This window comes from Streptomyces sp. NPDC086989 (assembly GCF_044745505.1).
Taxonomy (GTDB): domain Bacteria; phylum Actinomycetota; class Actinomycetes; order Streptomycetales; family Streptomycetaceae; genus Streptomyces.
Window position 1 is genome coordinate 145,677 of the sequence record NZ_JBIVAL010000002.1, and the last position, 21,035, is coordinate 166,711.

Below are 21,035 nucleotides of genomic sequence, written 5' to 3' on the forward strand. Positions count from 1 at the left end.
CGGGGGTGCGGACGGCGCCCAGGCGCCCGCCGCACCCCCGGTCGCGCATGACCGACCCGTGCGACGCCCGACCGCAGCCGAGGTAACCAAGACATGACCGTGCACTCCCAGGGAGCGGTGACCGCTCCACAGGACGCACCACCGAAGTCCGCCGGACGGCGGCAGCCGCCGCCCAAGACCACGGGGAGCACCCCGCCGGCTCCCCGCCGGGGCAGAAAGCCGCTCCCCTCGGGCTGGCTGCCCTACCTCCTGGTCGGGCCCGCGGTCCTCAGCCTGGCCACGCTGCTGCTGTACCCGCTGGCCAAGAACGTGATCCTGTCGTTCCAGAAGGTCGACAAGATCGAGTTCATCCAGCGGAAGGCACCCTTCAACGGGGTCGAGAACTACACCCGGCTGCTGGGCGACTCCCACTTCTGGACCGTCGTCGCCCGCACCTTCGCCTTCACCGCGGCCAACGTCGCCCTCATCATGCTGATCGGCAGCCTCCTCGGGATCCTGCTGAACCGCCTCGGCACATGGATGCGCCTGGTCCTGTCGATGGCCCTGGTGATGGCCTGGGCCATGCCGATCGTCGCGTCCGTCACCGTCTTCCAGTGGCTGTTCGACGAGCAGTTCGGCGTCATGAACTGGGTCATGCGCACGGTCGGCTTCTCCGGCTACGAGCAGCACAACTGGTTCGAGTCCGGCTTCTCCACCCTGGTCATCGTCACCGTCCTGGTGGTCTGGGGCTCCGTCCCGTTCGTCGCCCTCAACATGTACGCAGGCCTGACCACCGTCAGCGGCGAGCTGTACGAGGCGGCACGGATGGACGGCGCGAACGGCTGGCAGACGTTCTGGCAGGTCGTCTTCCCCAACCTCAAGCCGTTCTTCCTCGTCACCACGTTCCTCGAAGTGATCTGGGTCTTCAAGGCCTTCACCCAGGTGTACGCGATGAACCGCGGCGGCCCGGACCGCGCCTCCGAGACCCTGCCCGTCTTCGCTTTCGTCGAGGGCCAGAGCCAGGGCCACTACGCCCTCGCGGCAGCGATCTCCGTCCTGACGATCGTCATGCTCGTGATCGTCATGTCCTTCTACTTCCGCCTGATCCTGAAGCAGGAGGAGGAGCAGTGAGCACCACCACCGCGCCGAAGCCCGCACCCGCCGCACCGGAGGCCGCCCGGCGGCTGCGTACGCGCCGCCCGCTGCGCCCCGCCGCGGTCGCGAAGAACCTGGGCGCCCTCGTCCTCGCCGTGGTCTTCGTCTTCCCGGTCTACTGGATGTTCTCCTCGGCCCTCAAGCCGTCCGGGCAGATCCTCTCCAAGGACCCCGTCTTCGTCTTCACCCCGACGCTCGACAACTTCACCAAGGCCACCGGCGTCGACCTGTTCTGGACGTACGTGCAGAACAGCCTGCTCGTCACCGTCGGCGCCGTCGTCCTGGCCCTGGCCGTGGCCCTCGCCGCGAGCTTCGCCATCGCCCGGATGAAGTTCAAGGGCCGCAAGGGCCTGGTGCTCGGCGTGATGATGGCGCAGATGGCCCCCTGGGAGGTCATGGTCATCGCGATGTACATGATCGCCCGCGACGCCGACATGCTGAACAGCCTCCCGCTCCTGACCGCGATCTACTTCGTGATGGTCCTGCCCTTCACCATCTGGACCCTGCGCGGTTTCATCGCCGCCGTCCCGGTGACGCTGGAGGAGGCCGCGCAGATCGACGGCTGCACCCGCGGCCAGGCCTTCCGCAAGGTGATCTTCCCGCTGCTGGCGCCCGGCCTGATGTCCACCTCGCTCTTCGGGTTCATCACCGCCTGGAACGAGTTCGCGATGGTCCTCATCCTCAACAAGGACAAGACCGCGCAGACCCTGCCCCTGTGGCTGACCCAGTTCCAGACCGCCTTCGGCAACGACTGGGGCGCCACCATGGCCGCCTCCTCGCTGTTCGCGGTCCCGGTCCTGGTGATCTTCGTCTTCCTCCAGCGCAAGGCCGTCGGCGGCATGACCGCCGGCGCCGTGAAGGGATAACGGCCCATGACTGTCCTTGCGCACCGCACCGCCGCGTCCTCCTCGGGCGACCGCCTCAACCGCGACGCCCTCGCCGTCCTCCAGCCCGGCTTCGAGGGCACCACCGCCCCCGCGTGGCTGCTCCGCCGGATCGGCGAAGGCCTCACCGCCGTCGGCCTCTTCGGCCGCAACATCGCCTCGCCCGAGCAGCTCACCGCACTCACCGCCCGGCTGCGCGCCGAGCGGGACGACGTCCTCGTCGCCATCGACGAGGAGGGCGGCGACGTCACCCGCCTGGAGGTCCGCGGCGGCTCCTCCTTCCCCGGCAACCTGGCCCTCGGCGCCGTCGACGACACCGCGCTCACCCGGGACGTCGCCCGCGAGCTGGGACGCCGCCTCGCCGAGTGCGGGGTCAACCTCAACTGGGCCCCGTCCGCGGACGTCAACTCCAACCCGGACAACCCCGTCATCGGCGTCCGGTCCTTCGGAGCCGACACCCACCTCGCCGCCCGGCACACCGCCGCGTACGTCGAGGGCCTCCAGGCCGCCGGCGTCGCCGCCTGCACCAAGCACTTCCCCGGCCACGGCGACACCAACGTCGACTCGCACCACGCCCTGCCCCGCATCGACGTGGACCTCGACACCCTCCACGCCCGTGAGCTCGTCCCGTTCAAGGCCGCCATCGAGGCCGGCAGCAAGGCCGTGATGAGCGCGCACATCCTCGTGCCCGCCCTCGACCCGACCCGGCCGGCCACGCTCAGCCCGCAGATCCTGACCGGTCTGCTGCGCAAGGAGCTCGGCTACGAGGGGCTGATCGTCACCGACGGCATGGAGATGAACGCCATCGCCGGGACGTACGGCATCGAGCGCGGCTCGGTCCTCGCCCTCGCGGCCGGCGCCGACGCCATCTGCGTCGGCGGCGGGCTCGCCGACGAGGCCACCGTGCTGCGGCTGCGCGACGCCCTCGTCGCGGCCGTACGGGAGGGCGCCCTCCCGGAGGAGCGGCTCGCCGACGCCGCCGCCCGGGTACGGGCGCTGGCCGCATGGACCCGGCAGGCCCGGGCCGCCGCCGCGCCGGGCGCGCCGGAGGGGGGCGCGCCCGGCATCGGTCTGGCGGCGGCCCGCCGCGCGGTGGTCGTGTCCGGCGCCGCCGCGCGCGTGAGCGCGCCGTACGTGGCCACGCTCGCACCCGTCGCGAACATCGCGGTCGGTGACGAGACCCCCTGGGGCCTGGCCGGCGAACTGGCCGCGCTGGTGCCGGGGACCTCCTCCGGGGTGTTCGCGGAGGGAGCCACCGCCGCGGACGTCCTGGCGGCGGCGGGGGAGCGCACCGTCGTGCTGGTGGTCCGCGACGCGCACCGGCACCCGTGGATGACGGCGGCCCTGGACGCGCTGGTCGCGGTCCGCCCGGACACCGTCGTCGTCGAGATGGGCGTGCCGCGGGCCGAGCCCCGCGGAGCCCTGTACCTCGCGACCCACGGCGCCTCGCGCGTCTGTGGCAGGGCGGCGGCGGAGCTGATCGCCGGGGTCTGACCAGCCCCGGAGCTCCCGGCCGCCCTGTCCCGTGCCCCCGGACGCCCTGTCCCGGGGGCACGGGCCCACCCGGGGGACGCGAAAGGGCCGGGCTCCCGTGGAGGGGAGCCCGGCCCTTCGGCGCGCGGGAGGGACCCTAAAGGCCCTGCCACGCCGGCTTGTTGGCGTAGGCGTGCCGGAAGTAGTCGGCCAGCTTCAGCTTGGATGCGGCGGCCTCGTCCACGACGACGGTCGCGTGCCGGTGCAGCTGGAGCGCGGAGGCCGGGACCAGCGCGGACAGCGGGCCCTCGACGGTCTGGGCGACGGCCTCGGCCTTGCCCTCGCCGGTGGCGAGCAGGACCAGGTGGCGGGCGTCGAGGATGGTGCCGATGCCCTGGGTGATGACGTGGTGCGGGACCTGGGCTATGTCGTCGTCGAAGAAGCGTGCGTTGTCGACGCGGGTCTGCTCGGTCAGCGTCTTGATCCGCGTGCGGGACGCGAGCGAGGAACAGGGCTCGTTGAAGCCGATGTGCCCGTCGGTGCCGATGCCGAGCAGCTGGAGGTCCACCCCGCCGGCCTCGGCGAGGGCGCGGTCGTACGCCTCGCACGCCGCGACGAGGTCGGCGGCGGAGCCGTCCGGGCCCATGAAGGAGGCCTCGGACAGGCCGAGCGGCTCGACGACCTCGCGGAGTACGACGGCGCGGTAGGACTCGGGGTGGCCGGCCGGCAGGCCGACGTACTCGTCGAGCTGGCAGACGCGGGCGCGGCCGGCGTCGACCTCGCCGGCCTTCACCTTGGCGGCCAGGGCCTCGTAGACGGGCAGCGGGGTAGAACCGGTCGCCACGCCGAGCAGGGCGTCGGGCTTGCGGCGGACCAGGGCGGCCATGGCCTCCGCGATGAGTTCGCCGCCTGCCTTGGCGTCCGGGACGATGACAACTTCCACGCGGGGCCTGCCGATCTGGAGTGGGGCGGTAGGGTGGTATAGACCAATCTAGCAGAGGTGGGGCCCTCCGCGGCCGGTCTTGCGACCCCCTTCCATCGTGGTCCGGATGCCCGCCGGCGGCCTCCCGACGCCCGCCGCGCCCCCGGCGCGCACCCCCGCGGCGCCCCGGGGTCCGGTCCGGGCCGCCCGGGCCGGCCGGCGGGCGGCTCACAGCAGGGACAGCTGGAGGCCGCCCGTCGCGTCCAGGTGCTGGCCCGTCACCCACCGGGAGTCGGCCGAGGCCAGGAAGGCCACCACGTCGGCCACCTCCTCGGCCGTGCCCACCCGGCCGAAGACGGACCGGGCGCAGGCGTGCGCCCGCGCCGCCGGGTCCGCCAGCCAGCCCGCGTTGAGGTCGGTGTCCGTGATGCCCGGGCCCACCGAGTTCACCGTGATCCCGCGCGGGGCCAGTTCGGCGGCCAGGGACCGGGTCAGGGCGTTCACCGCCCCCTTGGCGGTGATGGTGGCCAGGATCGCCGGCAGGGCGATGTCCGGGGTGCCGGTGACGTTCACGATCCGGCCCCCGTCCGGCAGCCGTGCCAGCCCGTGCTTGATCACGAAGAACGGCGCCTTCGCGTTGAGCGCGTGGACCCGGTCGTACGTGTCCTCGTCCGTGTCCGCGAGGCCGGCGAACGTGGCGGCGCCCGCGTTGTTCACCAGGACGTCGACCGTGTCCGTGTGCAGCGGGTGGGCCTCGTACGCCGCCCACAGCGCCTGCGCGTCGCCCGGCACCCCGAGCTCGGCCCCGATCGCGAAAGCCCGCCCTCCGGCCGCCCCGATCGCCGCGACGGTCTCCTCCGCCGCCGCCTCGTTGCGCCCGTAGTGCACGGCGACCAGCGCCCCGTCGCGGGCGAGCCGCTCGGACACCGCTCGCCCGATGCCCCGGCTGCCGCCTGTGACCAGTGCCGTCTTCCCCTTGAGCACGCCCATGACGCGCCCCCCTTCAGCATTTGCTAGTGGTCGCTACAGAAAGGGACCGTACCAGATTCCGTAGTGCCCGCTATAGAATCGGCGCATGGTGACCGGACAGCGGGGCAGGCCCCGCTCCTTCGACCGCGACGCAGCCCTCGACAAGGCGATGCTCGCCTTCTGGGAGCACGGCTACGAGGCGACCTCGATCGCCGACCTGACCGCGTCCCTCGGCATCAGTGCGCCCAGCCTCTACGCCGCCTTCGGCGACAAGCGCAAGCTCTTCGACGAGGTCGTGGCGGTCTACGGCGGCCGGTACGCGGACTTCGCGGGCGCGGCCCTGGCCGAGGAGCCCACCGCCGGGGCCGGTCTGCGCCGCGTCCTGCGCGAGGCGGCCGAGATCTACACCGACCCGGCCCACCCGCCGGGCTGCCTGGTGATCAGCGCCGCCGTCAACACCACCTCGGACGAGGTGGCCCGGGCGCTGCGCGAGCGCCGCGAGGCCAGCCTGGAGATGTTCGAGCGCCGGATCCGGGCGGACGTCGCCGCCGGCGTGCTGCCCGCGGGTACCGATGCCCGGGCGCTGGCCCGCTATGCGCTGGCGGTCCTGGTGGGGATGTCCCAGCAGTCGCGCGACGGGGCGGGCCGGGAGGAACTGGAAGCGGTCGCGGAGCTCGCGATGGGAGCCTGGCCGGGAATTTCCGCCTCGTGAGGATTCCTCTGGGCCACGGTGCCGGGACGGGACCCTCAACCCGTCCGGCACCGTAGCCCGGAGTACTTACGGCCGAAGGGTGTGCGGTTCCCGTCGGCCGGGGGGAGGTGCCTGCGCGGTCAGGGCAGAGCGCGCGGCTTACCTCGATCCGTCCTCCTGTGCGGGGAGGGCGGAAGTATCACTCAATTGTGGACTAGACCAATCTGTTCTGTCTATCCAATGGCGGGCTCTGCCATCCCGTCACTTCCTCCAACAGTACGCGGACCGGGCCCCTCCTGGATACTCCTGAGTAGTCGCCGTGGGGAAAGTCATGGCCCATACCCGGGGTACGCTCGCCCCGTGCCCTCCATGAACGACCTCGTACGCCAGCACACCGCTCTCAGTGAAACCGACCTGGAGTGGCTCCACCTGCTGGTCTCGGAGTGGCAGCTGCTCTCCGACCTCTCCTTCGCCGACCTCGTTCTGTGGGTCCCCACCCTCGACGGCACCCGGTACGTCTCGGTCGCACAGATGCGCCCCAACACCGGCCCCACCTCCTACCAGGACGACATGGTCGGCCACCTCGTGCCGCGCGGACGGCGCCCGCTGCTGGACGCCGCGCTCGACGAGGGCCGGATCGTGCGCGAGGGCGACCCGGAGTGGCGCGAGGAGGTGCCCGTCCGGGTCGAGTCCATCCCGGTGCGCCGCGAGGGCCGGGTGCTGGGCGTGATCGCGCGCAACACCAATCTGCTCACTGTGCGTACACCCAGCCGGCTGGAGCTCACCTACCTCCAGTCCGCCTCCGACCTGGCCCAGATGATCGCGGCCGGCTCCTTCCCCTTCCCCGGCCAGCAGGTCGACATGGACGCCTCCCCGCGCGCCGGGGACGGCCTGATGCGGCTCGACGCCGACGGCGTGGTCACATACGCGTCCCCGAACGCCCTCTCCGCCTACCACCGGCTCGGCCTCGCCGCCGACCTCGTCGGCCAGCACCTGGGCACCACCACCGCCGAACTCGCCCCCACGCGGGGCCCGGTGGACGAGGCGATCGTCAAGCTCGCCAGCGGCTGGGCCCCGCGCGAGACCGAGGTCGAGGGGAACGGCGGGGTCATCCAGCTGCGCGCGATCCCGCTCAAGCCCAAGGGCACCCGGATCGGCTCCCTCGTCCTGTGCCGGGACGTCACGGAACTGCGCCGTCGCGAACGCGAATTGATTACCAAGGACGCGACCATCCGGGAGATCCACCACCGGGTGAAGAACAACCTCCAGACCGTGGCCGCACTGCTGCGGTTGCAGGCCCGCCGGATGGATTCGGAGGGCGGCCGCGAAGCCCTCAACGAGGCCGTGCGCCGCGTCGGTTCGATCGCGATCGTGCACGAGACGCTCTCTCAGAACCTCGACGAGCGCGTCGAGTTCGACGAGATCGCCGACCGGGTGATCGCGATGGTCGCGGAGATCTCGCCCGGCAAGGTGGAGTGCCGGCGTACCGGCCGGTTCGGGATCCTGGACGCGGAGGTCGCCACTCCGCTGTCGATGGTGCTGACGGAGATCCTCCAGAACGCCCTGGAGCACGCCTTCACCCAGGGGGAGGGCGGCCGGGTCGAGGTGTCCGCGCTCCGCACCGGCTCCGGCCGCGCGGACGGCCGGTTGCTGATCACGGTGCTCGACGACGGCTCCGGCCTGCCCGAGGGCTTCGACCCGCAGCGGGCCGGGAACCTCGGCCTCCAGATCGTCCGGACCCTGGTCGAGGGGGAGCTCGGCGGCACGTTCGACATGCTCCGGGCCGAGCCGCGCGGCACCAAGGTCGTCCTCGACATCCCGGCCAGCCCGCAGAAGTAGTCACGCAGTGTGACGGAGTGGATCCGGGCCCGGACCCGGACTCGGGCCCGGACGCGGACCCCGATCCCGGGTGCACCCCGGACAGCACTGAGCCCCGGACCGAAGGTTCTCGGTCCGGGGCTCAAGAGCACGTTGCTGAGCGCTTGTCTGGTGTTGCTACGCGCTGCGGCTCGAGGCTCGAAAGTCGATGTCAGGCGGTCGCGTTGCGCGCCCGATTGCGAGCGGCGCGGCGCTTCATGGCGCGGCGCTCGTCCTCGCTGAGACCGCCCCAGACGCCGGAGTCCTGACCGGACTCGAGCGCCCACTGCAGGCACTGCTCCATGACGGGGCAGCGGCGGCAGACGGCCTTGGCTTCCTCGATCTGCAGCAGCGCAGGACCGGTGTTGCCGATGGGGAAGAAGAGTTCCGGGTCTTCCTCGCGGCAAACGGCGTTGTGACGCCAGTCCATGGCTGCTCCATCTCCTTGTATTGCGGGCAGGTTGCTTGTGAATGTGAACGCTTTCACGAATCCCCCCGTGAGGGAAGGGCGACCACCCAGTTTCCTGGAAGGTTCAGTCAGGGACTCGTGGAGGGGTTCTGGCGGCCTGTGTGGGTGCCGGGTCCTGCGGGCTGTCCCGATCGCCATGAAGAGATTCGCAAACCTCGGACGGGGATACAACCCCTTCCGGAAAGTTTTTTTTGATTCGTCGGTGTCTACTAGGTCACAGCCCTACATCGTGAGGGTGGACCGGCGTGTAAACGTTCGAGTGAAAGGACTTTGGGCCCTTCCACTCACACAATCACACGCAGTGCACGGCGTACGCCTGTGAACCGAACGCTGGTGCGCAGACCGAGGTGGTCTCCGTCCATCTGGAACGGAAGCGGAACCTTCGAATGCAAGGTGAAGTCGGTCAGATCGTGCAGAGACACCGCATGCTTGCCGTGCGGACCGCGCTCAGGAGTCGAGGTCAGGAGCTGTGTCGCGTAGCGAGCGACCGCCGGAGTTGACAAACGATTGAGTGCCAATACGTCAAGTGCGGTATCGAAGGACGCCTCCGGGGAGGCGTAAAGCGGACGATTGCCCAGATACGTCCACGGCGAGGTGTTGCAGACTATCGACAGCACCAGATCCGTCACGGGATCCGCGCCGGGGCGCTCCAGGGTCACCGTGCCGTGGCGCCGGTTCGGCTCCTCCCAGAACGTGCGCACCAGCTGCCGTACGTACAGGGCGTGCGTCGAACGCTTGCCGCGCTCGCGCTGCTGTTCCACCCGGCCCACGACGCCCGCGTCGAAACCGAACCCCGCGCAGAACGTGAACCAGCGCGCCGGAGCCGACTCGTCCTCCGTGCCCGGGGTGCCGGCCGCCAGGCCCAGGCCCACCGTCCGCTCGCGCTGCTCCCGCAGCGCGTCCAGCAGGGCGCCGGTCGCCTCGACGGCGTCGTTGGGGAGTCCGAGCGCGCGGGCGAACACATTGGTCGACCCCCCGGGGACCACCGCCAGCCGGGGCAGGTGCTCCGGATCCGGCCCGTCGTGGAGGAGCCCGTTGACCACTTCGTTGACGGTGCCGTCGCCGCCGAGCGCCACGACGAGGTCCATTCCCTGTTCGGCCGCCCGGCGGCCCAGGTCCCGGGCGTGTCCGCGGTACTCGGTGGTCACCGCCTCCAGCTTCATTTCGCTGGCCAGGGCGTGGGTCAGGACGTCGCGCGTGCGCGCACTGGTGGTCGTTGCTGCTGGATTGGCCACGAGAAGTGCACGCATGAACGCCAGCCTACCGACCCGTTCGGATGCCGCCCATACTGCCCGTCCCCTCCGGCTCCGCGGGGGCGCGGCTACCCTGCTGGGGTGAGTACGAAGCCCACCCCCGCCCCCGCCCGGCCGACCGCCCCGCTGCCCCGGCGGCTCACCGCCGCCGCCGCGCTGACCGCCCTGGAGGGCCTCGCGCTGGCCGGTCTCGGCGTCTACATGCTGTTCGTGGGCATCGCAGGCGACCCCGATTCCCCGCAGCAGGCCGAGACCGGCGGGGTCACCCTGCTCGCGCTCGCCGCCCTGCCGCTGATCGCGGCGCGCGGGCTGCGGCTGGGCCGCCGCTGGAGCCGCGGGCCCGCGCTGATCACCCAGCTGATGGCGCTGCCGGTGGCGTGGACCCTGTACTCCACGGGTGGGGCGATGATCGCCGCCGCCGTGGCGCTGGCCGTGGCCGCGGTGGCCGTCGTGGCCCTGCTGGTGAACTCGACGGCGACCGTGGCGCTGGGAATCGGGCCCGGCGAGCAGACCCGATAGCCCCGACGGCCCGTACCGTCCCGGCCCACTCCCCGTCTACTCCTCCACGAGGAGCTTCTCGCGCAGCTGGGCCAGGGTGCGGGCCAGCAGGCGCGAGACGTGCATCTGGGAGATGCCGACCTCCTGCGCGATCTGCGACTGGGTCATGTTGCCGAAGAACCGCAGCAGCAGGATCCGCTTCTCCCGCGGGGGCAGTCCCTCCAGGAGCGGCTTGAGCGACTCGCGGTACTCGACGCCCTCCAGCGCCTCGTCCTCCGCGCCCAGGGTGTCCGCCACCGCCGGCGATTCGTCGTCGGTGTCGGGCACGTCCAGGGAGAGCGTGCTGTAGGCATTGGCCGATTCCAGCCCCTCCAGCACCTCCTCCTCGGAGATCCCGAGCCGCTCCGCGAGCTCGTGCACGGTGGGGGAGCGGCCGTGCTGCTGGGACAGCTCCGCCGTGGCGGTGGTCAGCGAGAGCCGCAGCTCCTGAAGGCGCCGGGGCACGCGCACGGCCCAGCCCTTGTCGCGGAAGTGCCGCTTGATCTCGCCGACCACCGTCGGCGTCGCGTAGGTGGAGAACTCGACCCCGCGGTCCGGGTCGAACCGGTCCACCGACTTGATCAGGCCGATGGTGGCGACCTGGGTCAGGTCGTCCAGCGGCTCACCGCGGTTGCGGAACCGCCGGGCGAGGTGCTCGACCAGGGGCAGGTGCATCCGTACGAGCCGGTTGCGCAGCTCCGCCTTCTCCGCCGAGCCGTCGGGCAGCGCCCGCAACTCGATGAACAGGGCCCGCGCGCCGCTGCGGTCGCGCGGATCGGGCAGCACCGCGGGCACCGGCAGCACGGGTGCCGCCGCCGGTTCCGCGTCCGGGGCCGTGGCAGCGGCCCCGGGTGGCTGTGAGGATTGTGGTTCTTCGTGCTGGTTCTCGCTCATAGGGCCCGCCCGTCGCTCCGCCGAGTCCAAAAAGCCGTCTTCCGCATCCGCGTCAGCCGGGTGCGGCCGGGCGTGCTGCTGCTCCGGGATGCCGCCGTCGACCTCGTGCCGTACCCGGGGCCGATCCCCGCCCCGCACCGGGATCTCCCCGCTGTTCACGCCGGGCCTGGACCCGCGCCGCGCTGTTTGTAGAGGCTGATGCTCACCGTCCGGTCGTCCTCGACCGTGGACTCGACCTTGCCGGCCAGCGCCGACAGGACGGTCCAGGCGAACGTGTCGCGCTCGGGTGCGCGCCCGTCCGTGGTCGGTGCGGAGACCGTCACCTCCAGCGAGTCGTCGACCAACCGGAACACGCAGCTGAGGACGGAGCCCGGCACGGCCTGTTGAAGCAGGATCGCGCAGGCCTCGTCCACCGCGATGCGGAGGTCCTCGATCTCGTCGAGGGTGAAGTCCAAACGTGCCGCGAGGCCGGCCGTGGCCGTTCGCAGCACCGACAGGTAGGCACCCGCAGCGGGCAGCCGGACTTCCACGAAGTCCTGGGTCCCGGGCTCGCCTGCGATCTGGGACACCCTCACCTCCAAGGTGGTACGAGCTCTGTTCGCCGGTGACGCTATCGCGATCCGGGCGATCGTGTCGCGGCACCCCTCATCGCGCCCGTTTCAGACACCCCTGCCCGCGGCCGGTGACTGATGGTAAGCCCACGGGTACGCACAGTGGCTAGGGGTCTGCGGGCCCAAATCAGGGGAACCGGCGGAGGGTTGACCTACCCCGCCTCAGACGATCGAACCGTCGACAAAACACCACCGCCACGTCTCGCCCGGCTCGAAGCTTCGCATGACCGGATGGCCGGTGCTCTGGTAGTGCGCGGAGGCGTGCCGGTGGGGGGAGGAGTCGCAGCACGCCACGTACCCGCACCCCAGGCACATCCGCAACTGCACCGGATGGCTCCCCAGTGCCAGACATTCGGGACAGGTCAGGGCGGACGGGACGGGCTCGGGGCGCGGCAGTTCAGGAACGTGGGTGCACTCGCTCATGATTGCCAGCGTACTGACGTGCGGGCGCCGCAGGACGAATGCCGATCAGTTACGACGAGCGAGGGTGGATCTTCGATGGAGGTATTGCCGCTGGTGGCGCTGGTGGCGGGCAGCGCGGCCGTAGCGGGGGCCGCCCGCCGGACGCGGGTGCCCGCGCCCCTGCTGCTGGTCGCCGCCGGTCTGATGGCCTCGTACGTCCCCGGCGTGCCCTCGTACGCCCTCGACCCGCACATCGTGCTGCCCCTGTTGCTCCCGCCGCTGCTGTACACGGCTGCGGTGGACAGTTCGTACCTGGACCTGCGGGCGAACATCCGGCCCGTGGGCCTGCTGTCGGTCGGGTACGTGCTCTTCGCGACGGTCGCCGTGGGGTACGCGGCGTACCTGGTGGTGCCCGGGCTGTCGCTGCCGGTGGCGCTGGTGCTCGGCGCGGTGATCGCGCCCCCCGACGCGGTGGCCGCGACGGCGATCGCCCGCAAGCTGGGGCTGCCGAACCGGATCACCACCATCCTGCAGGGCGAGTCCCTCGTGAACGACGCCACGGCGATCACCGCGTACAAGGTGGCCCTGGCCGCGGCCGTCGGGGTGAGCGCCGGCTGGGCGGGCGGGATCGCGGAGTTCCTGCTGGCCTCGGTGGGCGGCGTGGGCGTGGGCCTGGTGCTGATGGTTCCGATCCACCACCTGCGCAAGCGGCTGCGGGAGCCGCTGCTGCAGAACACGCTCTCGCTGCTGATCCCGTTCGTGGCGTACGCGGCGGCCGAGCGGGTGCACGCCTCGGGCGTGCTCGCGGTGGTCGTCGTGGCGCTGTACCTCGGGCACCGCAACTGGCAGGTGGACTTCGCGACCCGGCTCCAGGAGGAGGCGGTGTGGAAGATGGTCGCCTTCATCCTGGAGTCGGTGGTCTTCGCACTGATCGGCCTCCAGCTGCCGGTGGTTCTGAAGGGGGTCGCCGAGTACGAGGGCTGGCACGCGGCCTGGTACGCGCTGGCGGTGTTCCTGGCCGTGGTGGTGGCCCGCTTCGTCTGGGTGTTCCCGGCCACGTTCGTGCCCCGGCTGTCGGAGCGGATCCGGACGCGGGAGCCGGACACCAACTGGAAGGCGCCGGTGATCGTCGGCTGGGCGGGGATGCGCGGGGTGGTCTCGCTGGCGATCGCCTTCTCGGTGCCGGTCAGCGTGCCGCACCGGAACCTGATCCTCTTCCTGACCTTCACGACGGTCATCGGCACGCTGGTGGTGCAGGGCCTGACACTGCCACCGCTGATCCGGCTGCTGCGGCTGCCACCGCGGGACCTGCAGGCGGAGACCCTCGCGGAGGCGCAGGCGCAGAGCGAGGCCTCGCGGTCGGCGGAGGACCGCCTGGCCGAGCTGCTGGCCGAGCCGGAGAACGCGCTGCCGCCGCCGCTGGCGGAGCGGCTGCGCACGGTGATGGAACGCCGGCGCAACGCGGTGTGGGAGCGCCTGGGGGAGGTCAACCCGGTCACCGGGGAATCGGCGGACGACGTCTACCGGCGCCTCGCCCGGGAGATGATCGCGGCGGAGCGCGAGGTGTTCGTGAACCTGCGCGACCACCGCCGGATCGACGACGAGATGCTGCGCGGCCTGCTGCGCAGGCTGGATCTGGAGGAGGCCGCGGCCTACCGCGAGGAAGCGGCCTGATCCCCCGCCCGGGGGACGGGGACGGCGGGCCCGTGGCTCGCTTTGGAGCGGTGGGGCCTGGACCCGACGGCCCTGCCGGCCCTGGCCGGGATCCTGCTGTTCTTCTGCCTGATCCGGCCGTGGGGGCTGCGCCTGCCGAGGTGGCTGCCGCCGGCTCCGGCACTGATCGGGGTGGGCACGCTCGTGCCGTACGGCCTGCTGGGGCTGGCGTACCTGGTGCCGGCCCAGCTGGGCGCGCTGCCGGTGCGGCCGGGGGACCTCCCCTCCCGGGGCGACACCTTGGCGGTGGCGTGGAGCGGCTGCACGGCGTTCGCGGGCTACGGGCCGGCCCTGCTGGCGGCCACCCGCTGGTACTGGCACGCCACACGCGCCGCACCGGTCACGGGCGGCCCGTGATGACGGCGGTCAGGGTGGTGCCGGCGGGGAAGGCCCCCGACTCCGCGAGTGCGGCCAGGGCCCAGAGCAGCTTGGCCACGTAGATCCGCTCGACCGGGAACCCGTGCCGCTCCTCGAAGTCGGCGGCGAACGCGTCGAGCAGGGCGGGGACGCGTGCGTAGCCGCCGTGGTGGAAGCCCTCCGCCAGACTCCACTCCCCGGCCGGGCCGCCGAAGGCCGCCTGCTGGAGGGAACGTATCTCCGCCTCCAGGAACCCGCCCGCCAGGACGGGCACGCCCAGAGCCCGCTGGCCCAAAGCCAGTCCGGCCGCCAGTCCGGCCAGGGTGCCGCCCGTGCCGCAGGCCACCGCGACGACGTCGCAAGCGCCCCGCAGTTCGCGCCCGAGCTCCGCACACCCCTGCAGGGCGAGGGCGTTGCTGCCGCCCTCCGGGACCACGTACGAGGAGGCCGCGCCGGCCTGCGCGAGCAGCCGGGCCAGCACCTCGGGTTCGGCCTTGCGGCGGTACTCCGAGCGCGTGACGAAGTGCAGCCGCATCCCGTCCGCCGCGCAGCGGGCCAGGGAGTCGTTGAGGGGCCGGCCGGCGAGCTCGTCGCCCCGGACGATCCCGACGGACTCCATCCCCAGCAGCCGCCCGGCCGCCGCGGTGGCCCGCAGGTGGTTCGAGTACGCCCCGCCGAAGGTCACCACCCCGGGGAAGCCCCCGGCGAGGGCGGCCCGCAGATTCGGTGCGAGCTTGCGCCACTTGTTGCCGGGCAGCTCGGGGTGCACGAGGTCGTCCCGCTTCAGCAGCAGCCGCACCCCGTACCGCTCGAACCGCTCGTCGCGCACCTCGGACAGCGGTGAGGGCGGGCGCGGCCGCAGGGGCTCCTCGGGGTTCGCGGGACGGTTCACCCGTCCATTGTGGGTGCTCAGGTGTTCGGGGCGGCGGAGTGCCGCCGCAGGTGGACGTACGGGACCGTCGCGCCCGGGAGGACGTAGCGCTCGGACTCCTCGAAGCCGTGGGCGCGGGCGAAGCGCAGGCCGTCCTCGTTGGAGCCCAGGACGATCGTCTCGATCGTGTCGGGGGCGGGGACGAGCGCGTGCGCCGCGGCGAGGCCGTGGGCGTAGAGGGCGGTGCCGAAGCCCTGCCCGCGGTGCGCGGGCAGGATCCGGGCGATCACGGTGGCCACCGACGGGGCGTCGGCCGTGGGCCGGCGCACGGTCATGCAGCCGACGAGCTCGTCGCCGAGGTAGGCGACGTCCAGGAGGTGGCGCCCGGCGCGCTCGCGGACCTCGTCGAGGGTGAGGGCGTCCGGGGGGATGATCACGTTGTGGACGTGCCGCCAGTCCTGGAGGGAGGCTTCGCCGGCCACCCGTTCGATGCGAAGATCAGCCATCGGGTCAGGGAAACGGTTCGGTCATCGGGGTGTCAACCCGATTCCGTCACTAGAGGCGTTCGCCGACCCGGGCGCGGAACGCGGCCATCGTGAAGCCCTTCGGGTCGATCTTGCCGGGCTGCCATTCGAGGTGGCCGATCACCGAGCGCTCGGTCCAGCCGTGCACGCGACACAGGGCCGCCGCCGCGCGGGCCATGGCGTCGAGCTGGACCTCCGGCCAGGGGTCGTCGCCGTCGCCGAGGTTCTCGCACTCGAAGCCGTAGAAGTGGCGGTTGCCGTCGGTGTCGGCGTGGCGGTCGGGGGGCAGCCGCTTCTCGGCGATCACTGCCGCCAGGACGTCGGAGTCGCCCAGCCCCGCGTGGTTGGCCCGGCCGTAGCCGACCAGGTGGACGCGGCCGTCCTTGGTGATCACGCCGTGGCAGAGCGGGCCGGGCAGGGCCGCGTCGCCGTCGCGGCAGAGCGAGACGGTGAACGCGGTGCCGTGCGTGACGGTGTGGTGGATCATCACCCCGTTCACGGGGCCCCACGGGCCCTTGTGGTTGCGGTTGTGGGTGCGCCAGGCGCCGACCTCGACGACGGTCAGGCCCTCGTTGCGCAGTGCTCCGATGAACCGGTCCGCGGACATGGGTGCGGACATGGGCCGCCTCCCCTCCGGATGCGCGATGGTCACCTTTCGTGTCCACCTCGTTGCTCTCCGGTGTAATGGAGGCAGTTCTTCCGGGCTAGTGCATTCGTACAGTGAGCGAGCCGATCCGGACACTCGGCCCGAACGGCCCACCCGTCACGGCAGTCACTCACAGGTACGCCGGGGTGCCCGGGGCGGGTGGAGGGAGGAGGGGGACCCCAAAGGGTGCCCACCCCCCGGACGGAGTAGTCCCACCCTTTTGTGTAATGGTCTCACCACGTTCCGTACTGGAAGGCTGCATCCCGCAGATCCATGGAGTGATCGAAAGGGATGCACATGTCGGTCCAGGCAGGTTCCGAACCCGAGGTCCAGACACCACAGCGGAGCCTTGCGACCGCGGCCGCCCGGAACTTGGCAACCACGACCAAGTCCGCGCCGCAGATGCAGGAGATCACCGACCGGTGGCTCCTGAAGATGCTCCCGTGGGTCTCCGTCCAGGGCGGCACGTACCGGGTGAACCGGCGACTGAGTTACACGGTCGGCGACGGGCGCGTGGAGTTCGTCAAGACCGGGACCCAGGTCCAGGTCATCCCCGCCGAACTCGGCGAACTCCCGCTCCTGCGCACCTACGAGGACCTGGACGTGCTCTCCGAGCTCGCCCAGCGGTGCCGGCAGGTCGACTTCGAGGCCGGACAGGAACTCACCTCCTTCGGCAGCGCCTCCGACAGCGTGTTCCTGCTCGCCCACGGCCGCATCGACCAGATCGGCCCCGGCCCCTACGGCGAGGACGCCGTGCTGCGGACCGTCGCCGACGGCGCCTACTTCGGCGAGGACTCCCTCGTCGACGAGGAGGCGATCTGGGAGTACACCGCCCGCGCCGCCACCTCGGGCACCGCGCTCGTCCTGTCCCGCCAGGACTTCCGGCTGCTCGCCGACCGGGTCGACTCGCTGCGCGAGCACGTACAGGCCCAGCGGTCGCTGCCCGCGCAGCGCACCAACGCGTACGGCGAGGCCGCGATCGACCTCTCCGCCGGCCACCGCGGCGAGGCCGTCCTCCCCGGCACCTTCGTGGACTACGAGGCCAGGCCACGCGAGTACGAGCTCTCGATTGCACAAACGGTCCTGCGGGTGCACACCCGCGTCGCCGACCTCTACAACCAGCCGATGAACCAGACCGAGCAGCAGTTGCGGCTCACGGTCGAGGCGCTGCGCGAGCGCCAGGAGCACGAGATGCTCAACAACCGCGACTTCGGCCTGCTGCACAACGCCGACTACGACCAGCGCATCCAGCCGCACGACGGCGGCCCCAGCCCCGACGACATGGACCAGCTGCTCAGCATGCGCCGCGGCTCCGACCTGTTCCTCGCCCACCCCAAGGCGATCGCCGCCTTCGGCCGCGAGTGCAACAAGCGCGGCCTGTACCCGGAGACGGTCGACGTCGCCGGCACCCGGGTGGCGTCCTGGCGCGGGGTGCCGATCTTCCCGTGCAACAAGATCCCGATCAGCGACGCGCGGACGACGTCCATCCTCTGCATGCGCACCGGCGAGGCCGACTCCGGAGTCATCGGCCTCCACCAGCCCGGCATCCCGGACGAGATCGAGCCGAGCATGTCGGTGCGCTTCATGGGGATCAGCGAGCAGTCGATCATCTCGTACCTGGTCACCGCCTACTTCTCCGCCGCGGTACTGGTGCCGGACGCGCTCGGCGTCCTGGAGAACGTCGAGATCGCCCGCTGGCGCTGAGCGGCCGGCCGGGCACCACCGGGGATCGGGATTTCGGGGATCGGGGGGACACGCCATGGGCACCACTGAGGCGATCACGACCGGCGAGGGGCAGGAGGCCGCGGCCCTGCTGGAGCGGACGAGGGAAACGGTCAACCCGGAACTGCGCCGCGCGGTCGAGAGCCTGCCGGGCGGCATGCGGCGCGTGGCGATGTACCACTTCGGCTGGGAGCGGGCGGACGGCACACCGGCCACGGGCAGCGCGGGCAAGGCCATCCGGCCCGCGCTCGTGCTGGCCGCGGCCCGGGCCCTGCGGGGCGGCCGGGCCGGCGAGGGGGACGGCACGGCGGACGAGAGCGCCGTACGGGCGGCGGCGGCCGTGGAGCTGGCGCACAACTTCACCCTGCTGCACGACGACGTCATCGACAAGGACACCAAGCGCCGGGGCAGGCCCACCGCCTGGACCGTGTTCGGGACACCGGACGCGATCATCACCGGCGACGCCATGATGGCACTCGCGCTGCGGCTGCTCGCGGAGGACCCGCATCCCGCCTCCGCTCCGGCCTCGGGGCGGCTCGCGGCCTGCATCATCGAGCTGTGCGCCGGCCAGCAGGCCGACTGCGCGTTCGAGCGGCGGCCGCACGTCTCGCTCGACGAGTGCCTGACCATGGCGACGGCCAAGACCGGGGCCCTGCTGGGCTGCGCCTGCGCGCTCGGGGCGCTGTACGCCGGCGCCGGACCGGACGAGGTCGACAGCATGGACGCCTTCGGCCGGGAGGCGGGTCTGGCCTTCCAGCTGATCGACGACCTGATCGGGATCTGGGGGGATCCGGGCCACACCGGCAAACCCGCCGGGGCCGACCTGATCGCCCGCAAGAAGTCCCTGCCGGTGGTGGCCGCCCTCACCTCGGGCACCGCGGCCGGCGAGGAGCTGGCGGCCCTGTACGCGGGGCCGATGACGGAGGACGACGTACGCAAGGCCGCCGCGGCCGTGGACCGGGCCGGCGGGCGCGACTGGGCGCAGGCCCACGCCGCGGACCGGATGGGCCGGGCGGTGCAGCTGCTGTCCCGGGCCGTACCGGACCTCGGGGCCGCGGGCGGGCTGCTGGCACTGGCGGAGTTCGTCACGCGGCGCACCCGGTGAGCCCGTAGCGCGGAAACGTCCGTGCGCAAGCCCCGTTCCGGCACCGCATGGTGCCGGAACGGGGCTTTCCGCTGTTCGGGGCCAACTCTAGGATCGCTCGCGGTAGTTGAAACGCGAGCGAAGGGTGTGACCAGTGGCGCTGGAGATACGTCAGGCGGATCAGTCGGACCGGGACGCGGTGGCACGCCTGCTCGACGAGGCCTTCCGCGCCGACCCGGTGAGCAGCTGGGTCTTCCCGGACCCGGAGCACCGGGCCGCGGTGCACGGCCGGTTCCTGGGCGTCTTCGTGGACGTGGCACTGGCCGAGGGGCGGCTCGACTACGCGGTGGACGGTTCGGCCGCCGCCCTGTGGCTCCGGGTGCCGGCGGGGGACCCGGAGGGGGAAGCCGCCGAGGACGACGTCCCGGCGAAGATGCGGGCAGTCGCCGACCCGGACAACGAGCGGTGCGAGCTGGTGGGCCGGCTGACGGGCGCGGTGCACCCGACCTCCGAGGAGCACGAGTACCTGCTGATGATCGCGGTCGCGCCGGGGAGGCAGGGCGAGGGGCTGGGGACCGAGCTGATGCGGCCGGTGCTGGAGCGCTGCGACCGCGAGGGCGTCCCCGCGTACCTGGAGGCGAGCAGCGAGCGCAGCAAGGGTCTGTACGAGCGGCTCGGCTGGCAGTTCACGGGTGAGGCGGTGCAGCTGCCGGAGGGGCCGCTGATGTGGCCCATGTGGCGCAAGCCGCAGGGGCTCGCGGCCTCGTGACGGTGATCACGGCTGCTCGGCCAGTGCGTGCGCGGCGCTCTGGCCGGCACGGCATGCCGAGGTCCCGCGCCGGCTTCGGGGTGCGCCCCCCGGAGCCGGCCGGCGTGCGCCTCCCCGGCGGCGGCCGGACGGGCGGCCCGTACGCCGTCAAGCGCTGAAACCGGCCGAACGGCCGGAACCGGCCTACCGTGGAGGTATGGCCGGCGAACAGCACCGACAGCAGGACCGGCGCCACCCGCACCCGCATGAGGCCGTGGCCCCGCAGACCGCGCACGAACAGCTCGCGTGCCCGGTCTGCGGGCGCCCCGTCGAGACCGTCATCCGGCGGCGCAAGGCGCTGGGGATCTTCATTCCGGAGTGGGTACCGGGTCCCTGCCGGAACCCGGACTGCGCGGAATACGTACCCGAGGTGGGAAAACTCCCCTAGCTCCGACGGCTGGCCGAAACCGCTAGCCCTTCGTCCCCAGACCCGACGCGGCCAGCCCGTTGCGCCAGAGCTGGTTCACGCGCGAGCGCTCCGTGCTGTTCGGGTACGGGTTCGTGCACGAGGTGCCCGGGCCGCCGCCCGACATCAGCTCGGAGCACGGCCCCGAGTAGTGGTCCGGCAGGCCCAGCACGTGACCGGTCTCGTGCGCGGTCACGCGGGTGGAGTCGTACTGCTGGTTCTGCTGGTAGTCCAGGAAGATGTAGCCCCGGCCGTGGCCGTCCGTGCTCGCGTACGAACCGCGCGAGTCGTTGCCCTCGTAGTACGAGAAGTTCCCGCCCGAGGACACCTCCTGGAGCTTCACGTTCGAGACCGAGCTGTTCCATATCTGCGCCGAGCGGGATATCTGGCTGCGGAAGCTGGGCGCGTTGCGCGTGTTGTACGTGACGGTCACCGCGAGGACACCCGGGTTCGCGGCACGCTGCTCGGCGACCGAGCGCTGCACGGCCTCGAAGAAGGCGCGGTTCGCGTCCTGGTTCTCCTGCGAACGCTCGTACGCCGCGAAGCTCGCGGCATTGCCGGCGGGGGCGGGGGCGGGGGCCGCGCTGGCGGTGGGGACGACGCCGAGGGCGGCCACGAAGCCGAGGCCGACGGTGGTGGCCAGAACGGCCTTGCGGGACATACGGGAGTGGCGCATGTGGGGGAGCTCCTACTCGTCCGGTGCGGGGGGTGGGTCGTTCGGTACCGGAGTCTGCGGGAGCCGGAGCGGTCGGCGGATGATGTCAGCCATCGATAACGCCGCCCTATCGGGGAGATTTCGGAAGGTCAA

At 72.0% G+C, this 21,035-nt stretch carries 23 protein-coding genes; 12 read left to right on the forward strand and 11 right to left on the reverse strand.

The annotated features are described in order from the left end of the window. Positions 1-93: 93 nt before the first annotated feature. The 3 genes from ACIPK4_RS04385 to ACIPK4_RS04395 are packed head-to-tail and all read left to right on the forward strand — an operon-like array spanning position 94 to position 3,512. On the forward strand, positions 94-1,110 hold the full coding sequence (locus ACIPK4_RS04385) for a carbohydrate ABC transporter permease (RefSeq protein WP_402309204.1): 1,017 nt from the start codon (positions 94-96) through the stop codon (positions 1,108-1,110). 53 nt (positions 1,111-1,163) lie between these two features. Beyond that, on the forward strand, positions 1,164-2,000 hold the full coding sequence (locus ACIPK4_RS04390; protein ID WP_385184062.1) for a carbohydrate ABC transporter permease: 837 nt from the start codon (positions 1,164-1,166) through the stop codon (positions 1,998-2,000). A gap of 6 nt (positions 2,001-2,006) precedes the next feature. Then, entirely contained in the window at positions 2,007-3,512 is a 1,506-nt protein-coding gene (locus ACIPK4_RS04395; protein WP_402309206.1) for a glycoside hydrolase family 3 protein, read from the forward strand. A 136-nt stretch (positions 3,513-3,648) separates the two neighbouring features. On the opposite strand, the gene nagB is transcribed toward ACIPK4_RS04395, so the two are convergent. Both nagB and ACIPK4_RS04405 read right to left on the reverse strand, forming a co-directional pair. Continuing rightward, entirely contained in the window at positions 3,649-4,434 is a 786-nt protein-coding gene (nagB, locus tag ACIPK4_RS04400; RefSeq protein WP_054223119.1) for a glucosamine-6-phosphate deaminase, read from the reverse strand. Between the two features lie 207 nt (positions 4,435-4,641). Then, positions 4,642-5,403, reverse strand: a complete 762-nt coding sequence (locus ACIPK4_RS04405; RefSeq protein WP_402309208.1) for an SDR family NAD(P)-dependent oxidoreductase — start codon at positions 5,401-5,403, stop codon at positions 4,642-4,644. 85 nt (positions 5,404-5,488) lie between these two features. Here ACIPK4_RS04405 and ACIPK4_RS04410 point away from each other — a divergent pair, with 85 nt between their 5' ends. Next, positions 5,489-6,094, forward strand: coding sequence for a TetR/AcrR family transcriptional regulator (locus ACIPK4_RS04410; protein ID WP_402309210.1), 606 nt, complete (start codon positions 5,489-5,491; stop codon positions 6,092-6,094). 348 nt (positions 6,095-6,442) lie between these two features. Continuing rightward, complete coding sequence (locus ACIPK4_RS04415) at positions 6,443-7,912, forward strand: sensor histidine kinase (protein ID WP_402309707.1); 1,470 nt, start codon at positions 6,443-6,445, stop codon at positions 7,910-7,912. Between the two features lie 190 nt (positions 7,913-8,102). Here the strand turns inward: ACIPK4_RS04415 and ACIPK4_RS04420 are convergent, their stop codons facing one another. Beyond that, positions 8,103-8,360 (reverse strand): WhiB family transcriptional regulator, encoded by a 258-nt coding sequence (locus tag ACIPK4_RS04420; protein WP_004937597.1) that lies wholly within the window; start codon positions 8,358-8,360, stop codon positions 8,103-8,105. A gap of 323 nt (positions 8,361-8,683) precedes the next feature. Then, a complete protein-coding gene (locus tag ACIPK4_RS04425; RefSeq protein WP_054223115.1) occupies positions 8,684-9,649 on the reverse strand; it encodes a diacylglycerol kinase family protein in 966 nt (321 codons plus the stop codon). A gap of 84 nt (positions 9,650-9,733) precedes the next feature. Here ACIPK4_RS04425 and ACIPK4_RS04430 point away from each other — a divergent pair, with 84 nt between their 5' ends. Continuing rightward, positions 9,734-10,171, forward strand: coding sequence for a hypothetical protein (locus tag ACIPK4_RS04430; RefSeq protein WP_402309212.1), 438 nt, complete (start codon positions 9,734-9,736; stop codon positions 10,169-10,171). Positions 10,172-10,207: 36 nt separating this feature from the next. Here ACIPK4_RS04430 and ACIPK4_RS04435 read toward each other — a convergent pair whose 3' ends face one another. The 3 genes from ACIPK4_RS04435 to ACIPK4_RS04445 all read right to left on the reverse strand — a co-directional run bounded on the left by ACIPK4_RS04435 (position 10,208) and on the right by ACIPK4_RS04445 (position 12,117). After that, on the reverse strand, positions 10,208-11,221 hold the full coding sequence (locus ACIPK4_RS04435; RefSeq protein ID WP_376196527.1) for an RNA polymerase sigma factor SigF: 1,014 nt from the start codon (positions 11,219-11,221) through the stop codon (positions 10,208-10,210). Between the two features lie 17 nt (positions 11,222-11,238). Next, entirely contained in the window at positions 11,239-11,652 is a 414-nt protein-coding gene (locus ACIPK4_RS04440; protein WP_376196528.1) for an anti-sigma regulatory factor, read from the reverse strand. A 204-nt stretch (positions 11,653-11,856) separates the two neighbouring features. Continuing rightward, a complete protein-coding gene (locus ACIPK4_RS04445) occupies positions 11,857-12,117 on the reverse strand; it encodes a UBP-type zinc finger domain-containing protein (RefSeq protein ID WP_402309214.1) in 261 nt (86 codons plus the stop codon). A gap of 75 nt (positions 12,118-12,192) precedes the next feature. Here ACIPK4_RS04445 and ACIPK4_RS04450 point away from each other — a divergent pair, with 75 nt between their 5' ends. Together ACIPK4_RS04450 and ACIPK4_RS04455 are read left to right on the forward strand one after the other, a co-directional pair. Then, entirely contained in the window at positions 12,193-13,770 is a 1,578-nt protein-coding gene (locus ACIPK4_RS04450; protein WP_402309216.1) for a Na+/H+ antiporter, read from the forward strand. 42 nt (positions 13,771-13,812) lie between these two features. Further along, positions 13,813-14,166: a hypothetical protein gene (locus ACIPK4_RS04455; protein ID WP_402309218.1), complete on the forward strand. Its 354-nt coding sequence runs from the start codon at positions 13,813-13,815 to the stop codon at positions 14,164-14,166. Here the strand turns inward: ACIPK4_RS04455 and ACIPK4_RS04460 are convergent. The 3 genes from ACIPK4_RS04460 to ACIPK4_RS04470 are packed head-to-tail and all read right to left on the reverse strand — an operon-like array spanning position 14,150 to position 16,180. Beyond that, positions 14,150-15,058, reverse strand: a complete 909-nt coding sequence (locus ACIPK4_RS04460) for a 1-aminocyclopropane-1-carboxylate deaminase/D-cysteine desulfhydrase (RefSeq protein ID WP_402309220.1) — start codon at positions 15,056-15,058, stop codon at positions 14,150-14,152. The two genes, ACIPK4_RS04455 and ACIPK4_RS04460, sit on opposite strands and share 17 nt — an antisense overlap. 17 nt (positions 15,059-15,075) lie before the next feature. Then, positions 15,076-15,543 carry a GNAT family N-acetyltransferase gene (locus ACIPK4_RS04465; protein ID WP_402309222.1) on the reverse strand — a complete coding sequence of 156 codons (468 nt, stop codon included), beginning with the start codon at positions 15,541-15,543 and terminating at the stop codon, positions 15,076-15,078. Positions 15,544-15,592: 49 nt separating this feature from the next. Further along, positions 15,593-16,180: an N-acetylmuramoyl-L-alanine amidase gene (locus tag ACIPK4_RS04470; protein ID WP_402309224.1), complete on the reverse strand. Its 588-nt coding sequence runs from the start codon at positions 16,178-16,180 to the stop codon at positions 15,593-15,595. 324 nt (positions 16,181-16,504) lie between these two features. Here ACIPK4_RS04470 and ACIPK4_RS04475 point away from each other — a divergent pair, with 324 nt between their 5' ends. The 4 genes from ACIPK4_RS04475 to ACIPK4_RS04490 all read left to right on the forward strand — a co-directional run bounded on the left by ACIPK4_RS04475 (position 16,505) and on the right by ACIPK4_RS04490 (position 20,209). Further along, positions 16,505-17,911, forward strand: a complete 1,407-nt coding sequence (locus ACIPK4_RS04475; protein ID WP_402309226.1) for a family 2B encapsulin nanocompartment shell protein — start codon at positions 16,505-16,507, stop codon at positions 17,909-17,911. Positions 17,912-17,966: 55 nt separating this feature from the next. Beyond that, positions 17,967-19,034, forward strand: a complete 1,068-nt coding sequence (locus ACIPK4_RS04480) for a family 2 encapsulin nanocompartment cargo protein polyprenyl transferase (RefSeq protein WP_402309228.1) — start codon at positions 17,967-17,969, stop codon at positions 19,032-19,034. Positions 19,035-19,167: 133 nt separating this feature from the next. Beyond that, positions 19,168-19,782, forward strand: coding sequence for a GNAT family N-acetyltransferase (locus ACIPK4_RS04485; protein ID WP_402309229.1), 615 nt, complete (start codon positions 19,168-19,170; stop codon positions 19,780-19,782). Positions 19,783-19,978: 196 nt separating this feature from the next. After that, entirely contained in the window at positions 19,979-20,209 is a 231-nt protein-coding gene (locus ACIPK4_RS04490; protein ID WP_054223107.1) for a hypothetical protein, read from the forward strand. A gap of 22 nt (positions 20,210-20,231) precedes the next feature. Here ACIPK4_RS04490 and snpA read toward each other — a convergent pair whose 3' ends face one another. Beyond that, the gene (gene snpA / locus ACIPK4_RS04495; protein ID WP_063789335.1) at positions 20,232-20,903 is read right to left on the reverse strand and encodes a snapalysin; all 672 of its coding nucleotides are present in this window, start codon (positions 20,901-20,903) and stop codon (positions 20,232-20,234) included. Between the last annotated feature and the right edge of the window lie 132 nt (positions 20,904-21,035).

Bases quoted from the DNA above. Each gene is read 5' to 3' on its own strand.
- ACIPK4_RS04490 (WP_054223107.1), top strand. From the start codon at position 19,979: ATGGCCGGCGAACAGCACCGACAGCAGGACCGGCGCCACCCGCACCCG.
- ACIPK4_RS04465 (WP_402309222.1), bottom strand. From the start codon at position 15,543: ATGGCTGATCTTCGCATCGAACGGGTGGCCGGCGAAGCCTCCCTCCAG.
- ACIPK4_RS04415 (WP_402309707.1), top strand. From the start codon at position 6,443: ATGAACGACCTCGTACGCCAGCACACCGCTCTCAGTGAAACCGACCTG.
- ACIPK4_RS04410 (WP_402309210.1), top strand. From the start codon at position 5,489: ATGGTGACCGGACAGCGGGGCAGGCCCCGCTCCTTCGACCGCGACGCA.
- ACIPK4_RS04445 (WP_402309214.1), bottom strand. From the start codon at position 12,117: ATGAGCGAGTGCACCCACGTTCCTGAACTGCCGCGCCCCGAGCCCGTC.
- ACIPK4_RS04405 (WP_402309208.1), bottom strand. From the start codon at position 5,403: ATGGGCGTGCTCAAGGGGAAGACGGCACTGGTCACAGGCGGCAGCCGG.
- snpA (WP_063789335.1), bottom strand. From the start codon at position 20,903: ATGCGCCACTCCCGTATGTCCCGCAAGGCCGTTCTGGCCACCACCGTC.
- ACIPK4_RS04420 (WP_004937597.1), bottom strand. From the start codon at position 8,360: ATGGACTGGCGTCACAACGCCGTTTGCCGCGAGGAAGACCCGGAACTC.
- ACIPK4_RS04450 (WP_402309216.1), top strand. From the start codon at position 12,193: ATGGAGGTATTGCCGCTGGTGGCGCTGGTGGCGGGCAGCGCGGCCGTA.
- ACIPK4_RS04425 (WP_054223115.1), bottom strand. From the start codon at position 9,649: ATGCGTGCACTTCTCGTGGCCAATCCAGCAGCAACGACCACCAGTGCG.
- ACIPK4_RS04480 (WP_402309228.1), top strand. From the start codon at position 17,967: ATGGGCACCACTGAGGCGATCACGACCGGCGAGGGGCAGGAGGCCGCG.
- ACIPK4_RS04385 (WP_402309204.1), top strand. From the start codon at position 94: ATGACCGTGCACTCCCAGGGAGCGGTGACCGCTCCACAGGACGCACCA.
- ACIPK4_RS04395 (WP_402309206.1), top strand. From the start codon at position 2,007: ATGACTGTCCTTGCGCACCGCACCGCCGCGTCCTCCTCGGGCGACCGC.
- ACIPK4_RS04475 (WP_402309226.1), top strand. From the start codon at position 16,505: ATGTCGGTCCAGGCAGGTTCCGAACCCGAGGTCCAGACACCACAGCGG.
- ACIPK4_RS04470 (WP_402309224.1), bottom strand. From the start codon at position 16,180: ATGTCCGCACCCATGTCCGCGGACCGGTTCATCGGAGCACTGCGCAAC.